Annotated in this window: 18 protein-coding genes; 9 read left to right on the top strand and 9 right to left on the bottom strand. The window is 62.8% G+C overall.

The genetic code is table 11. The features are described from left to right. Positions 1-3: 3 nt before the first annotated feature. Positions 4-417: a PA0061/PA0062 family lipoprotein gene (locus AC3RCM_RS00535; RefSeq protein ID WP_064492526.1), complete on the top strand. Its 414-nt coding sequence runs from the start codon at positions 4-6 to the stop codon at positions 415-417. A gap of 35 nt (positions 418-452) precedes the next feature. On the opposite strand, the gene AC3RCM_RS00530 is transcribed toward AC3RCM_RS00535, so the two are convergent. After that, on the bottom strand, positions 453-686 hold the full coding sequence (locus AC3RCM_RS00530) for a DUF1161 domain-containing protein (RefSeq protein WP_020191563.1): 234 nt from the start codon (positions 684-686) through the stop codon (positions 453-455). Between the two features lie 75 nt (positions 687-761). Next, positions 762-1,187 carry an OsmC family protein gene (locus AC3RCM_RS00525; protein ID WP_003253070.1) on the bottom strand — a complete coding sequence of 142 codons (426 nt, stop codon included), beginning with the start codon at positions 1,185-1,187 and terminating at the stop codon, positions 762-764. A 152-nt stretch (positions 1,188-1,339) separates the two neighbouring features. Between AC3RCM_RS00525 and AC3RCM_RS00520 the strand changes: the two genes are divergently transcribed. Then, positions 1,340-2,344, top strand: coding sequence for an LLM class flavin-dependent oxidoreductase (locus AC3RCM_RS00520; protein ID WP_492629297.1), 1,005 nt, complete (start codon positions 1,340-1,342; stop codon positions 2,342-2,344). A 71-nt stretch (positions 2,345-2,415) separates the two neighbouring features. On the opposite strand, the gene AC3RCM_RS00515 is transcribed toward AC3RCM_RS00520, so the two are convergent. After that, positions 2,416-2,637 carry a DUF1161 domain-containing protein gene (locus AC3RCM_RS00515; protein WP_064492528.1) on the bottom strand — a complete coding sequence of 74 codons (222 nt, stop codon included), beginning with the start codon at positions 2,635-2,637 and terminating at the stop codon, positions 2,416-2,418. A gap of 100 nt (positions 2,638-2,737) precedes the next feature. Next, a complete protein-coding gene (locus AC3RCM_RS00510; RefSeq protein ID WP_003253076.1) occupies positions 2,738-2,953 on the bottom strand; it encodes a dodecin in 216 nt (71 codons plus the stop codon). A gap of 150 nt (positions 2,954-3,103) precedes the next feature. On the opposite strand from AC3RCM_RS00510, the gene AC3RCM_RS00505 reads away from it, so the two are divergent. Beyond that, complete coding sequence (locus AC3RCM_RS00505; protein WP_003253078.1) at positions 3,104-3,427, top strand: ElaB/YgaM/YqjD family protein; 324 nt, start codon at positions 3,104-3,106, stop codon at positions 3,425-3,427. Here the strand turns inward: AC3RCM_RS00505 and AC3RCM_RS00500 are convergent. Continuing rightward, a complete protein-coding gene (locus tag AC3RCM_RS00500; protein WP_198747078.1) occupies positions 3,424-4,320 on the bottom strand; it encodes a LysR family transcriptional regulator in 897 nt (298 codons plus the stop codon). The genes AC3RCM_RS00505 and AC3RCM_RS00500 overlap by 4 nt on opposite strands. A gap of 110 nt (positions 4,321-4,430) precedes the next feature. On the opposite strand from AC3RCM_RS00500, the gene trpB reads away from it, so the two are divergent. Both trpB and trpA read left to right on the top strand, forming a co-directional pair. Further along, complete coding sequence (trpB, locus tag AC3RCM_RS00495) at positions 4,431-5,648, top strand: tryptophan synthase subunit beta (RefSeq protein ID WP_010951489.1); 1,218 nt, start codon at positions 4,431-4,433, stop codon at positions 5,646-5,648. Continuing rightward, a complete protein-coding gene (trpA, locus tag AC3RCM_RS00490; RefSeq protein WP_064492530.1) occupies positions 5,645-6,454 on the top strand; it encodes a tryptophan synthase subunit alpha in 810 nt (269 codons plus the stop codon). The genes trpB and trpA overlap by 4 nt, the downstream gene beginning before the upstream one ends. Positions 6,455-6,574: 120 nt before the next feature. Here trpA and AC3RCM_RS00485 read toward each other — a convergent pair whose 3' ends face one another. After that, positions 6,575-6,907, bottom strand: coding sequence for a DOPA 4,5-dioxygenase family protein (locus AC3RCM_RS00485; protein ID WP_020189868.1), 333 nt, complete (start codon positions 6,905-6,907; stop codon positions 6,575-6,577). Positions 6,908-6,959: 52 nt separating this feature from the next. Between AC3RCM_RS00485 and AC3RCM_RS00480 the strand changes: the two genes are divergently transcribed. Further along, positions 6,960-7,577 (top strand): NAD(P)-dependent oxidoreductase, encoded by a 618-nt coding sequence (locus AC3RCM_RS00480; protein WP_198747079.1) that lies wholly within the window; start codon positions 6,960-6,962, stop codon positions 7,575-7,577. Positions 7,578-7,688: 111 nt separating this feature from the next. Here the strand turns inward: AC3RCM_RS00480 and AC3RCM_RS00475 are convergent, their stop codons facing one another. Further along, on the bottom strand, positions 7,689-8,588 hold the full coding sequence (locus tag AC3RCM_RS00475) for a choline sulfate utilization transcriptional regulator (RefSeq protein WP_409319852.1): 900 nt from the start codon (positions 8,586-8,588) through the stop codon (positions 7,689-7,691). A 108-nt stretch (positions 8,589-8,696) separates the two neighbouring features. On the opposite strand from AC3RCM_RS00475, the gene betC reads away from it, so the two are divergent. The 3 genes from betC to AC3RCM_RS00460 all read left to right on the top strand — a co-directional run bounded on the left by betC (position 8,697) and on the right by AC3RCM_RS00460 (position 12,862). Next, the gene (betC, locus tag AC3RCM_RS00470) at positions 8,697-10,214 is read left to right on the top strand and encodes a choline-sulfatase (protein WP_104886841.1); all 1,518 of its coding nucleotides are present in this window, start codon (positions 8,697-8,699) and stop codon (positions 10,212-10,214) included. 14 nt (positions 10,215-10,228) lie between these two features. Beyond that, complete coding sequence (gene choX / locus AC3RCM_RS00465; protein ID WP_003253093.1) at positions 10,229-11,152, top strand: choline ABC transporter substrate-binding protein; 924 nt, start codon at positions 10,229-10,231, stop codon at positions 11,150-11,152. A gap of 144 nt (positions 11,153-11,296) precedes the next feature. After that, positions 11,297-12,862 (top strand): SulP family inorganic anion transporter, encoded by a 1,566-nt coding sequence (locus tag AC3RCM_RS00460; RefSeq protein WP_064492534.1) that lies wholly within the window; start codon positions 11,297-11,299, stop codon positions 12,860-12,862. A 129-nt stretch (positions 12,863-12,991) separates the two neighbouring features. Here the strand turns inward: AC3RCM_RS00460 and aroE are convergent, their stop codons facing one another. Beyond that, positions 12,992-13,816 (bottom strand): shikimate dehydrogenase, encoded by an 825-nt coding sequence (gene aroE, locus AC3RCM_RS00455; RefSeq protein ID WP_003253098.1) that lies wholly within the window; start codon positions 13,814-13,816, stop codon positions 12,992-12,994. A gap of 25 nt (positions 13,817-13,841) precedes the next feature. Beyond that, entirely contained in the window at positions 13,842-14,753 is a 912-nt protein-coding gene (gene hemF / locus AC3RCM_RS00450) for an oxygen-dependent coproporphyrinogen oxidase (RefSeq protein WP_014754944.1), read from the bottom strand. Positions 14,754-14,763: the final 10 nt, after the last annotated feature.

Genomic DNA, 14,763 nt, shown 5'->3' with positions numbered 1-14,763 from the left:
GCCATGCGCCAGCCCATGATGCTGATCGCCCTCAGTACACTGGGGGCTTGCGCCAGCCCCTTGCCGCCCGTCGACCCCAAGCAGGCTTGGGTCGATCTGTACACCATGACCCCCGGTCGGGTGATCATGGCCGACCGCCTCGATGGCAAGCGCCTGGACGATGGCCGTTACTTTCAGGTGACACCGGGCAAGCATGAACTGGTGGTGCGCTTCGATTATGAAATCTACTCGGGCGGCCTCATGTCACAACCCAGGGACCGAACCTGCTACCTGACCGTCCGCTTTGACAACTTCAAGGCCGGCGAGCGCTATCGCCTGGAAGCGCGGGCGCCGGTGATGGAGCCGCAGGTGCTGCTGTATGACGCCAACCGCAAGGTGGTGGTGAACGAGCCTAGCGACGTGTTCTGCATCCCGTGAGTGTGGGGCTGCTTCGCAGCCCCGGGCCCTGATGCTTATCGATCGTTCTTTTGATAGATGATCTTCTTCGTCCCGCCATCGCAGGTCCCGACGACCATGTTCTGGTCCTTGACCTCGCTGTTGGGCACGATCTCCAGCGTGTAGGACGAAACCCCTTGGGCCTGGATCTTGGCCTCGATCTCGGCTTTCAGCTCCTCGCATGGCTTGACGGCCGCCAGCGCAGACGTGGCGACAAGGGAAGCCAACACAGCGATAGCTACGCGAATCATGGAACGGCTCCTGGAAAGGGCAGTGGCGCTGCCGACGTTCTTTAGACTACAGCAAACCACCACCGTTGCACCGTTTCACCCCACCAGCGCCGCATCCAGGCTGATCTTTGCATTCAAAACCTTGGACACCGGGCAGCCTTCCTTCGCCTTGTTGGCAATCTCCAGGAACTGAGCCTCGCTGGCCCCAGGTACCTTGGCCCTGAGCACCAGATGCACCGCGGTAATGGCAAAACCGTCAGCTTGCTTGTCGAGCGTCACCTCTGCAGCCGTGTCGATCCGCTCTGCGGTAAGCCCCGCCTCGCCGAGCATCATGGATAGCGCCATCGAGAAGCAACCGGCATGGGCCGCGCCAATCAGCTCCTCCGGGTTGGTGCCGGGCGTGCCCTCGAAACGTGTGTTGAAGCCATAAGGGTTCTGCTTGAGTGCGCCGCTTTCGGTAGAAAGCAGACCTTTTCCATCCTTCAGGCCACCTTGCCAGATCGCCGATGCTGTCTTTTTCATGATGCCTCCTGGTCACTGGGTTGCTTACCTAGGGTTCAGAGGCCTGCCGCCTGCCGCAAGTTCAGAGCAATATGCTTGCAGGCATTGAATCCAACGAACGCGCCCATACAGAGTCAAAAAGGCCTCTGGCCAATCACTTTTGCGGAGGCTCCATGACGCAGCTGCGTGACCTGAAGATTTCCACCCTGGACCTGGTGCCCGTACGCGCCGACGCTGGCCCCGCGCAATCGCTGCGCAACTCGCTGGACCTGGCGCAGCATGTCGAGCGCTTTGGCTATAACCGCTTCTGGGTGGCCGAGCACCACAACATGGACGGCATCGCCAGTTCGGCGACATCGGTGCTGATCGGCTACCTGGCCGGTGGCACCTCACGTATTCGCGTGGGCTCTGGCGGGGTGATGCTGCCCAACCATGCGCCACTGGTGATCGCCGAGCAGTTCGGCACCTTGGCCAGCCTGTATCCGGGGCGTATCGACCTTGGCCTGGGCCGCGCGCCGGGTTCGGACCAGATGACGGCCTATGCCCTGCGACGCGACCGCGCTGGCGGCCCAGATGACTTCCCGGACGATGTCGAGGAGCTTTCGCGCTACCTCGGGCCACGCACTGATGATCAAAAAGTGATCGCCGTACCGGGGTACGACACCGACGTGCCGATGTGGTTGCTGGGATCCAGCCTGTTCAGTGCCCAGCTGGCGGGCATGCGCGGCATGCCCTACGCCTTCGCCTCGCATTTCGCGCCACGCTACATGCACGAGGCCATTCGCGTGTACCGCAACCACTTCAGGCCCTCGACCACGCTGGATAAGCCGTATGTGATGCTGGGCATCCCCATGGTGGTGGCGCAGACCGACGAGAAGGCCGAATACCTGGCCACCTCGGTTTACCAGCGCATCCTGGCGCTGATTCGTGGACAGAGCCTGATGCAGAAGCCACCCGTGGAAAGCATGGATGGGCTGTGGTTGCCCCATGAACGGGAGACGGTGGCCAGCTTCCTGGGGCTGGCCATGATCGGCAGCCCGCAGAAGGTAAAGGCCAAGGTAGAAGTGCTGCTGGAACAGACGGGTGCGGATGAGCTGATCTTTACCTGTGACCTGTATGAGCATGCGGACCGCATTCGGTCATATGAGCTGATGGCGCAGGCCCTCAAGGCCGAGTGACCCTCGTCGCGGGCTCGCCCGCTCCCATAGGTTGACTTGGGAGCGAGCAAGCCCGCGAATGAGCAAACACATTAGCCGCGGCGGTAAACAATCTCCTTGCTACCGGCCTCGCAGCTACCAATCACCTTGCCCGCCGGCTCGCCTTTCTTGACGATCTCCAGCTTGTAGCCAGTGACGCCCTTGGCATCCAGCTTGGCCGCAATTTCCGCCTTCAGTTCCTCGCACGGTTTGCCCGCTGCCAGCGCACCACCGGCCAGGGTCATCAGGCCCAGCGCCAGAATCAGTTTGTTCATCACTCGCGTTCCTTGTGCAGATGAAATCAGAAGGGGCCCCACCAAGGCGCCCCTTTTCTGAATACCTCATCACGCCGGGATCATACAACCCAATGTTGTTTCAGCTATTGGCGATACGGAAGCCGACCTTCAGCGTGACCTGGAAGTGCGCCGCTTTGTTGTCGCGGATATGGCCGCGGGTATCGACCACTTCGAACCATTCCAGGTGCTTGATGCTTTTACCGGCTTCGGCCAGAGCATTGTTAATCGCCTCTTCGATACTGGTGGGCGAAGACCCGACCAGTTCGATTTTCTTGTAGGTGTGATGATCGGTCATGAGTGCTCTCCGTGGTTGACAGTGAGATTCAGCCTAGCAGCGCAGGCCTGGTTTACCTGCGAGCGGTCACTGTCAGCGAAAGTTCGATCGCACTTTCACGCAGCCCAAGGGTCGCAATCCTTACAGCCCATACTGCAAAGGAGAGTCAACATGCACCGCAACTCGCTGCGTAAAACATCCCTGGAAAGCATGGAAGCGGAGATCGAGAGCCTTCTGAAAAGCTTGGAACACCTCAAGCATGATGCGTCGGAAGAGTCCCAGAAGTCGGTGAAGGCAATCCGCAGCAACGCTGAAAGCGCACTGCGTCATTCGCGCAGCCTACTGAGCGATGCGTACGAGGAAGTGAAGCAGCGCACCCGACAGACCGGCATAGCCACCCGGGACTACGCCCAGGAGCACCCATACACCACCGCCGGTGTGGCCATTGGTGCGCTGGGCCTGCTGGCGGCCTACCTGATATGCAAGCGAAACTAAGCGCTCTGCCGCGCAAGTTCCGCCCGTAACCACTGCGCCAACTGCTCGGCGCGCCCGTCTGCGGCGCGCCGTGGCACCCACAATGCCAGCGCCGCCTGGGTAGGTGAGAAGCCCCAAGGCGCACTCAAACGGCCCGCCCGCAGGTCATCGGCGACCAGTGGCTGCGGTGCAATCGCCACGCCCAATCCGGCCACGGCAGCCTCCAGCAGGTAATACAGGTGCTCGAAAGCCTGACCATAGTGAATGGCCGTCGGGTCCAGGCCCTGTTGCACCGCCCAGGTAGGCCACGCTTGCGGGCGTGAAGTGGTGTGCAGCAAGGCTTCGCCCAACAATGCCTTGGCGGGCGCCCCCTGCAAGCGCTGGAAACCTGCGAAATGTGGGCTGAGCACCGGCCCGATGCATTCTTCGGCCAGCACGTGCACCTGCATGTCCGCCGGCCACGGTGGCTCGGCATACACCAGCAACGCATCCAGCCCGGGCCGCCGCGGGTCCAAGTCGCCCTCACCCGCCGACAGGTGCAAGCGCAGCTCAGGCAAATCCGCCTGCAACCGCCCCAGCCGCGGGATAAACCACCGCGCCAGCAGGCTGCCCGAGCAGCCCAGCACGAATGGCGCGTCGCTCACATCACGGCTGAGCTCGGAACACACGCTGCGCAGCCGGTCGAAGGCCTCACCGCTGGCATCGCGCAGACGCACACCGGCATCTGTGAGTTTGATGCCACGCCCGTCCTTGACGAACAGGGCTACGCCCAGATGCTCCTCAAGCACCTTGATCTGCCGGCTGACAGCGCCGTGGGTCACGTGCAGCGCTTCCGCCGCCTGGCTGACGCTGTTGAGCCTGGCTGTAGCCTCGAAGGCGCGCAGGGCATTGAGGGGAGGGAGGTCGTGGGCCATTTTACCTGTGAGTTTTTCTGACAAGTTTACGCAATCTTATCGGTTTTCAGCCGAGCTTGCCGTGGTTAGAGTAAAGCCCATCACTCATTCACTACGCCTTGGAGCGCCCCATGACCCAGTCCCAATACCGCCCCGGCCCCGACGCCAATGGCCTGTTCGGCTCGTTCGGCGGCCGCTACGTGGCCGAAACCCTGATGCCACTGGTGCTGGACCTGGCCCGCGAATACGAAGCGGCCAAGGCAGACCCCAAGTTCCTTGAAGAGCTGGCTTACTTTCAGCGCGACTACATCGGCCGCCCCAACCCGCTGTACTTCGCCGAGCGCCTGACCGAGCATTGCGGCGGGGCGAAGATTTTCTTCAAGCGTGAAGAGCTCAACCATACCGGCGCGCACAAGGTGAACAACTGCATCGGCCAGGTGCTGCTGGCCAAGCGCATGGGCAAAAAGCGCCTGATCGCCGAAACCGGCGCCGGCATGCACGGTGTCGCCACCGCCACTGTCGCCGCGCGCTTCGGCCTGCCTTGCGTGATCTACATGGGTGCCACCGACATCGAGCGCCAGCAGGCGAACGTGTTCCGCATGAAGCTGCTGGGCGCCGAGATCGTGCCAGTTACCGCCGGCACCGGTACCCTGAAAGACGCCATGAACGAAGCCCTGCGTGACTGGGTTACCAACGTCGAAGACACCTTCTACCTGATCGGCACCGTGGCTGGCCCACACCCGTACCCCGCCATGGTGCGCGACTTCCAGTCGATCATCGGCAAAGAGACCCGTGCCCAGTTGCAAGAGAAGGAAGGCCGTCTGCCAGACAGCCTGGTTGCCTGCGTCGGCGGCGGCTCCAATGCCATGGGCCTGTTCCATGAGTTCCTCGAAGAGCCGAGCGTGCAGATCATCGGCGTTGAAGCCGGTGGCCACGGCGTACACACCGACAAGCACGCCGCCAGCCTGAACGGCGGCGTACCGGGCGTGTTGCACGGCAACCGAACCTACCTGTTGCAGGACCAAGACGGCCAGATCACCGATGCCCACTCGATTTCCGCAGGCCTGGACTACCCGGGCATCGGCCCGGAGCACGCCTATCTGCATGAGGTGAAGCGCGTCGAGTACGTCAGCATCACCGATGACGAAGCATTGGATGCGTTCCACGCAACCTGCCGTCTGGAAGGCATCATTCCAGCCCTGGAAAGCTCCCACGCCTTGGCCGAAGCGATCAAGCGCGCACCGAAGCTGCCCAAGGACCACCTGATGGTCGTGTGCCTGTCGGGCCGCGGCGACAAAGACATGCAAACCGTCATGAACCACATGGCCGCCCAGGAGAAACAGGCATGAGCCGTCTTGAACAACGCTTCGCCGAGCTGAAGGCCGAAGGCCGCTCGGCACTGGTCACTTTCGTCACAGCTGGCGACCCGGGCTACGACGCCTCGTTGCAGATCCTCAAGGGCCTGCCGGCTGCTGGCGCCGACGTGATCGAGCTGGGCATGCCGTTCACCGACCCGATGGCCGATGGCGTGGCCATCCAGCTGGCCACCCTGCGCGCCCTTGAAGCTGGCCAGACCTTGGCCAAGACCCTGCAGATGGTTCGCGAATTCCGTGTGGATAACCAGACCACGCCGATCGTGCTGATGGGTTACTACAACCCTATCCACCGCTTTGGCGTGGACACGTTCGTGGCTCAAGCCAAGGCAGCGGGCGTCGATGGCCTGATCATCGTCGACCTTCCGCCAGAGCACGACGCCGAACTGGCTACCCCGGCCCAGGCCGCAGGCATCGACTTCATCCGCCTGACCACCCCGACCACCGACGACGCGCGCCTGCCGCGCGTGCTGGAGCGCAGCTCCGGGTTCGTCTACTACGTGTCGGTGGCTGGTGTGACCGGTGCCGGTTCGGCGACCACCGAGCATGTGACCGAAGCCATTGCCCGCCTGCGCCGGCATACCGATCTGCCGATCAGCGTTGGCTTCGGCATTCGCACGCCGGAACAGGCTGCGAACATTGCCCGCTTGGCGGATGGTGTGGTGGTGGGCTCGGCACTGGTCGACAAGATCGCCCAGGCCAAAAGCGCCGATCAGGCGGTGACTGATGTATTGAGCCTGTGCTCGGCATTGGCTGAAGGGGTGCGTGGCGCACGCCGCTAAATCGCGTCGTCTGCTTCGCGGGTAAACCCGCTCCTACGGGGCCAGTGCCACCCTCTGGCTCTGCGATATCGTTGTAGGAACGGGTTCACCCGCGAAGAGGCCAGCACAGGCAACCCCCGCCTAGCCCCCAAAAACCGACAGATTCAATGGCCGCACGGCCCCCATCCAGATCGCATGATCCCGGTGATCCGCCAGTTCATCCCCGGTTTCCGGATGCATGAATACCACCAGGCCCTTGCGGTACAGCGCCAACCAAGGCAAAACCACTCCCACCACTTCGGGCCCGAACGCCAGCTGGCAACTCCAGTCCGGATGCGGCCCAACCGGTTTCTGATGCATGCGCCCCATGGTCACCGGGAACAGCCGCGCCGCCTCCTCGCACAGTTCGCGGGCCTGCTCCATGGTGGCTGCGTCGTAATAAACGTGGGCGTGATAACCCTTGATCCTCTGCACGATAACTCCTGATTGCGGTCCAACCATCACCACCTGCAACGGGAGTGATGCAGTGAAAAACGCCGAAACCCCAGTGTTCAAACTGGTCCTGTTCGGGCCTGAAAGCAGCCTGGGCAATGCCCTGATGGTCGAGCTGCTGTCGCGCCAGCACGAAGTCATTGCCGTGGTCGACGACCTCAACCGCCATTCGCCGCGCCCGGGCCTGCACTTCAAGATAGGGGGGCTGGGTGATGCCCACCAGGCGGAGCAGGGCGCAGCGGGCGGCTCGGCGGTGATCGCCCTGCTACCAGCGCTGGCGCCGGGTGACCTGCCGGGGCAGGCACGCTTGAGCGAGGCGCTGGTGGCGGGGCTTGCGCGTACGACTATACGCCGGCTGCTGCTTGTGGGCGATTTCGATGTGCTGGATGAACCGGGCAAGTACAGCGAGGAGGAACGGGAATGCGTGGCCCAGGTGGTTGATGGGTTGCAGCGCAGTGCCTTGCACTGGACGCTGATCAATGCACCGGAGGAACTGGCCGGGTTGGGCATGGAGCATTTTCGCAGTACCGAAGGCACGCTGGAGCCTGGGCTGGCTGAGCCGTTGCGGCGCTTGTCCAGGATCGCAGCGGGGATGGTGGACATGCTGGAGCTGGACTTGCACCGGGGCGAGCACCTGAACTTCGTGGTCTAGATTGCCGGGGGCTGCTGCGCAGCCCATCGCGACGCAAGGCCGCTCCCACATGGGCCGGCGTGCGCAGTGTTTTTCTGGGAGCGGCCTTGTGTCGCGATGGCCCCCAAAATCTCAAAGGCTGCGCTCCTGCTCCAACCAATCCACGAACCGCTCGATCAACGCTCCCCGCCGCTTGCGCGGTGGCAACACCGCGTAATAACCGCGTTCCGAGCGCAAACTCCCCTCCAGCGGCCGACACAGCAACCCTTGCTCCACCAACCTGTCCACCAGGTGCGCCCAGCCAATCGCCACCCCTTGCCCGGCAATCGCTGCCTGAATCAGCAAGGTATAGTTATCAAACCGCAGCTGCCCCGCCGGCGGTGGGCTGTCCACACCAAACCCACGAAATACCCCCGCCCAGTCAAACCAGCGGCTGGCCTGCTCGCCCTTCAAATGCAGCAGCGGCAATCGTTGCAAAGCCACAGCTGACAAGGCTTTGCCATGAATCAGATGGGGGCTGCACACCGGGAACACTTCCTCATCGAATAGCCAGCGGCTTTCTCCTTGGTGAAAGCGTCCATCGCCAAACAGCACCGCCACATCAATGTCCGGGCGCAACATGCCCTGGCTGCGCTCACCCGTCACCAGGCTCACATCCACCTGTGGATAAGCCTCATGAAAGCGCTGCAGCCTTGGCATCAGCCAGAACGCCGCAAAGGCAAAGTCGGTGGCGACCTGCAGCACTTCGCGCTGGCCGCGCCCGCCGGCCTGGGCAATACCGTCATCCATAGCCTGCAGCCCCTGATGCACCTGTTCGAACAGCACCTGGCCAGCCTCGGTAAGCTCGATGCCCCGGTAAATGCGGTCAAACAGGCGCGTGCCCAACTGTGCCTCCAGGCGCTTCACCTGCTGGCTCACTGCCGGCTGCGTGGTACCCAACTCCAGCGCGGCAGCAGTAAAGCCACGTAGGCGCGCAGCGGCCTCGAATACGCGCAAGGTATCCAGCGACAACCCAGCAAGGTGCTCAAACATAAGCTTGGCTAATCCCAGTCATTGCCCGCCATGGGCTTTACCCATGTTATCCACAGTCGCATCTTGGTAGGCAAGCGGTTCGCATAACCCTCAACGATGGAAGCCACTATGACGCGTCCGAATATCCTGTTCATCATGGCCGACCAGATGGCCGCGCCCTTGCTGCCGATCTACGGCCCTTCGCCCATCAAGATGCCGCACCTCGGCCGTCTGGCCGAGCAAGCCGTGGTGTTCGACTCGGCCTACTGCAACAGCCCACTGTGCGCGCCATCACGCTTCACCCTGGTCAGCGGTCAGTTGCCCAGCCGCATTGGCGCCTACGACAACGCGGCCGACTTCCCTGCCGATGTGCCGACCTACGCCCATTACCTGCGTCGCCTGGGCTACCGCACCGCGCTGTCGGGCAAGATGCACTTCTGCGGCCCGGACCAGTTACACGGCTATGAAGAACGCCTGACCAGCGACATCTACCCGGCCGACTACGGTTGGGCGGTGAACTGGGACGAACCCGATGTGCGTCCAAGCTGGTACCACAACATGTCCTCGGTGCTGCAGGCCGGTCCGTGCGTGCGCACCAATCAGCTGGATTTCGACGAGGAGGTAGTGTTCAAGGCGCGTCAGTACCTGTACGACCATGTGCGCGAAAACGATGGCCGGCCATTTTGCCTGACCGTTTCGATGACCCACCCGCACGACCCCTACACCATTGCCAAACGCTACTGGGACCGCTACGAAGGTGTGGATATCCCCATGCCCCGTGCCGAGTTCAGCCAGGCAGCACTCGACCCGCATTCGCAGCGCCTGCTGAAGGTCTACGACCTGTGGAACAAGCCACTGCCTGTGGATAAGGTTCGCGACGCCCGCCGCGCCTACTTCGGCGCGTGCAGCTATATCGATGACAACATCGGCCAATTGCTGCAGACCCTGGAGGAATGCAACCTGGCCGATGACACAGTGATCGTGTTTTCCGGCGACCACGGCGACATGCTTGGCGAACGTGGCCTCTGGTACAAAATGCACTGGTTCGAAATGTCGGCGCGGGTGCCGCTGCTGATCCATGCGCCGAAGCGCTTCGCGGCGGGCCGGGTCACTGCCTCGGTGTCGACCTGCGACCTGTTGCCAACCTTGGTCGAACTGGCTGGCGGCGCTGTGGATAAAGACCTGCAGCTGGACGGCCGCTCACTGCTGGGCCATCTGCAAGGGCAGGGCGGTCACGACGAGGTGATCGGCGAGTATATGGCCGAAGGCACCGTCGGCCCGCTGATGATGATCCGCCGCGGGCCCTACAAGTTCGTGTACAGCGAAGACGACCCATGCCTACTCTATGACCTGAGCCGCGACCCGCACGAGCGGGAGAACCTCACCGGCAGCCCGGACCACCAGGTGCTGCTGCAGGCATTTGTCGATGAAGCGCAACAGCGCTGGGACATCCCCAGCCTGCGCCAGCAGGTGCTGGCCAGCCAGCGCCGCCGCCGCCTGGTGGCCGAAGCGCTGGCCATCGGCAAGCTGAAAAGCTGGGATCACCAACCACTGGTGGACGCCAGCCAACAGTACATGCGCAACCACATCGATCTCGATGACCTCGAGCGCAAGGCACGTTATCCACAGCCCGCCCCCCTGGATTGAGAAGAGAGGCCGCCATGCACAAGTTCTCCGCCGCCGTGTTCGTCCTGGCCCTGAGCGCCACCACGGCCCACGCCGCAGACAGCGATGCGCAATGCAGTACCGTGAAAATGGCCGACCCCGGCTGGAGTGATATTGCCTCGACCAATGCCGTGGCACGCCTGTTACTGGAAAGCCTGGGTTACCAGGTGAAGATCGACAGCCTGGCCGTACCGATCATCTACGGCGGCCTCAAGGACGGCCAGGTCGACGCCTTCCTCGGCAACTGGATGCCGGCGCAGCAAGGCTTCCATGACAAGTTCATCGCCAATGGCGATGTGCAGCAGCTGTCGCGCAACCTGGAGGGAACCGAGTTCACCCTCGCAGTGCCCGACTATGTGTGGAATGCCGGGGTGAAGGACTTCGCTGACCTGCAGAAACACGCCGGGCAGTTCGACAAAAAGCTGTATGGAATCGGCTCCGGCGCCCCGGCCAACCTGTCGCTCAAGGCAATCATCGACAAGAATGAATTCAACCTCGGCCAGTGGAAGCTGGTGGAGTCCAGCGAGCAGGCGATGCTGGCCCAGGTCGACCGGGCGGTGAAGAAGCAACAATTCATCACCTTCCTTGGCTGGACCCCGCACCCGATGAACGTGAAGCTGAAAATGCATTACCTGACCGGCGGGGAAAAGTGGTTCGGCAGCAAGGGCGAGGTATACACGCTGACGCGCAAGGGTTATCCACAAGCCTGCCCGAATGCGGCGAAGCTGCTAGGTAACCTCAAGTTCACACTGGACATGGAAAACAGCATCATGGCCGAGGTGGTAGACAAGAAGATCAGCTTCGATGAAGCGGCCAAGGCCTGGGTGAAAGCGCATCCTGAACGGTTGGATGGGTGGTTGGCCGGAGTTACCACCAAGGCCGATGGGGATGCCCTGGAGGCCGTCAAAGCCAAACTGTAATCTCACAAAGCAACACACCAACCCTGTGGGAGCGGGCGCGCCCGCGAACACCGGCAAAGCCGGTGCCAAGCAACGCGTTGGCTTTTTCGCGGGCATGCCCGCTCCCACAGGGCTTGGCGACCCCTTAAGGATTGTGGATAACCCATGCATCGCCTCTCTTTACTGCTGCCCTTCCTCACCTGGCTTCCCCGCCAATCGGGCCGCAGCCTGCGCCAGGACCTGCTGGTAGGCTTGAGCGGCGCCATCCTCGCCCTGCCGCAATCCATCGCCTACGCCCTGATCGCCGGCCTGCCCGCCGAATACGGGCTTTACGCCGCCATCGTGCCGGTACTTATCGCCTGCCTGTGGGGTTCTTCCTGGTACCTGATCTGCGGCCCGACCGCTGCCATTTCCATCGTGCTCTACGCCAGCATCAGCCCGCTGGCCGTGGCCGGCAGCGCTGACTACATCACGCTTGTGTTGCTGCTGACCTTCCTCGGCGGCATTTTCCAGCTGCTGCTCGGGCTGTTGCGCTTCGGTGCGCTGGTCAACTTCGTCTCCCATTCCGTGGTGCTCGGCTTCACGCTGGGTGCCGCCATCGTCATTGCCTTGGGCCAGCTACCCAACCTGCTGGGCATGGCCCTGCCCAGCCAGGCCACCGCGCTGATGACCGTGCAAGACCTGGCCAGCCACGCAGGCGAGGTCGACCTGCCTTCCTTGCTGCTGGGCCTGGCCACCGTCGTGATCGGTGTGGCCTTCAAACTCTGGCGCCCACGCTGGCCGAGCCTGTTGATAAGCCTGATCCTGGTCAGCTTGCTGGCCTGGCTGATGCCGGGCTTCTTTGGCCATGTACCGCGGGTGGCAGCGTTCACCGGGCAACTCCCGCCTTTCAGCCCGCTGCCTTTGCTGGACGTGGAGCTCATGTTGCGTCTGCTGCCCAGCGCCGTGGCGGTAGGCATGCTGGGGTTGGTCACCAGTCTGTCGATTGCTCGCTCGTTATCGGCACGTTCAGAACAACTAATCGACCCGGACCAGGAAATACGCGCACAGGGCCTGTCGAACATTGCCGGTGCATTTTTCTCGGGTTACTTGTCTGCCGGCTCCTTCACCCGCTCGGGCCTGAGCTACGAGGCGGGCGCCCGCTCGCCCATGGCCGGGGTGTTTTCGGCGCTGTGGGTGGCGTTGTTCGCGGTGACTGGCGCCGGCCTGATCGCGCACCTGCCGATACCGGCCATGGCCGGCAGTATTCTGCTGATCTGCTGGGGGTTGGTGGACCACCGAGGGATCCGTGCATTGTTCCGGGTCAGCCGCTCGGAGTTTCTGGTGATGGCGCTGACGGCGGCAGCGACATTGCTGCTGGAGCTGCAGACGGCCATCTATGCCGGGGTACTGGCTTCGCTGTTCTTCTATTTGAAGCGCACCTCACGACCACGGATCCAACAAAGCCGTGAAGGGGACGCGGATGTATTGCGGGTAGGTGGGTCGATTTTCTTTGGTGCGGCGCATTACCTGCAGGTGCGCTTGCAGCGCTGCCAGGGGCCGCATGTAGTGATCGATGCCCGGCAGGTGAATTTCATCGATTACTCGGGTGTGGACATGTTGCACCGTGAGGCACGAAGGTTGCGGCGATTGGGGGGGAGTTTGACCTTGCACCGGGCCAGGCCCCAAGTGATCGAGGAGTTGCAGAAGCTGGAAGGGGTGGAGTTGTGCCCGATCCGGTTTGAGGAATGAGGTTGGGATTCTGGGGCTGCTTTGCAGCCCATCGCGACGCAAGGCCGCTCCCACAGAGGATCGGCGTACGACGTACTTTGTGGAAACGGCCTTGCGTCGCGATAGGGCCGCCAAGCGGCCCCGGCCATCTCAGCCCCGAGCGAGTTGCCGGCGCAGTTCAGCCAACACCGGCGCCGTATCCGGCCTCACGCCACGCCAGATAAAGAAGGCTTCAGCTGCCTGCTCAGCCAGCATCCCCAACCCATCCAGTACCTTGGCAGCCCCCAGCTTGGTAGCCCACTGGCAAAACGGCGTCGGCTCCTTGCCATACATCATGTCGTAGCAAACCGTACGACCCGCCTCGACCAAGCTGTCGGCAATCGGTGGTAATTCCCCGGCCAAGCTCGCCGAGGTGGCGTTGATGATCACATCCACAGGTTCCTGCAACCAGGCAAACCCGCTGGCCACCACCGGCCCCAGTTCATCGAACTCGCGCGCCAGCTGCTCGGCCTTTTCCACGGTACGGTTGGCAATCACCAGCGACTGCGGCTTGTGCGCCAGAATAGGCTCCAGCACGCCGCGCACGGCGCCACCGGCACCGAGGATGAGAATGCGCTTGCCCGCCAGCTCGACCCCGGCATTCACCGTCAGGTCGCGCACCAGGCCAGCGCCGTCGGTGTTGTCGCCCTGCAGGGTGCCATCAGCCAGCTTGCTCAGCGTGTTCACTGCGCCTGCGCGCCGGGCACGCGGGGTCAGGCTGTCGCACAGGCGGTAGGCCTCTTCCTTGAACGGCACGGTGACATTGCCGCCACTGCCTTGCTTGAAGAAGCCGCGCGCGCAGTCGCTGAACTCGTCCAGTGGCGCCAGCAGCGTGGCATATTCCAGGTCCTGACCGGTCTGCTCGGCGAACAGGCGGTGGATCAGCGGCGACTTGCTGTGGCCGATGGGGTTACCAAAAACGACGTACTGGTCCATGACGGCTCCTTGTTTATCCACAGGCTTACTGGCCGAGCCAGTCGCGGTCCTGCAGGAAGTACTCTGTCAGGCGCGCTTCTTCACTGCCGGGCGCGGCCTTCCAGTCATAACCCCAACGCACCTGCGGTGGCAGCGACATGAGGATGGATTCGGTGCGGCCACCGGACTGCAGGCCGAACAGGGTGCCGCGGTCATAGACCAGGTTGAACTCCACGTAGCGGCCGCGGCGGTATTCCTGGAACTCGCGCTGTTGCGGGGTGTAAGGCGTGTCTTTGCGGCGCTGGACGATCGGCAAGTAGGCGTTGATGTAGGCATCGCCGATGGCGCGGATGAAAGCGAAGCAGGTGTCGAAGTCCCACTCGTTCAGGTCGTCGAAGAACAGGCCGCCGATGCCGCGTGGCTCGCCACGGTGCTTGAGGTGGAAGTAGCGGTCGCACCAGGCCTTGTAACGCGGATACACGTCGGCGCCGAACGGTGCGCAGGCCTGTTCGGCCACGCGGTGCCAGTGGATGCAGTCTTCTTCGTTGCCATAGTACGGCGTCAGGTCGAAGCCGCCGCCGAACCACCATACGGCCTCTTCACCTTCCTTTTCGGCGATGAAGAACCGCACATTGGCGTGGGAAGTAGGCACATGCGGGTTGTGCGGGTGGATCACCAGCGACACCCCCAGGGCCTCGAAGCCACGGCCCGCCAGTTCAGGGCGGTGGGCGCTGGCCGAGGGAGGCAGGCCGGCACCAAACACATGGGAGAAGTTGACTCCGCCTTTCTCGATCACCTTACCGTCGCCGATCACCCGCGTGCGGCCCCCGCCACCGGCTTCGCGCACCCAGGCGTCCTCGACGAAGCGGGCACCGCCGTCTTCGGTTTCGAGGGCAGAGCAGATGCGGTCTTGCAGGTCGAGCAGGTAGGCTTTCACGGCCTCGGTGCGGCTAGTCATCGGGTCACCA

This window comes from Pseudomonas sp. GW823-FHT05G12 (assembly GCF_058795575.1).
Note: the sequence above shows the minus strand (reverse complement) of the source record. Positions and strands in the feature narration are given on the sequence as shown.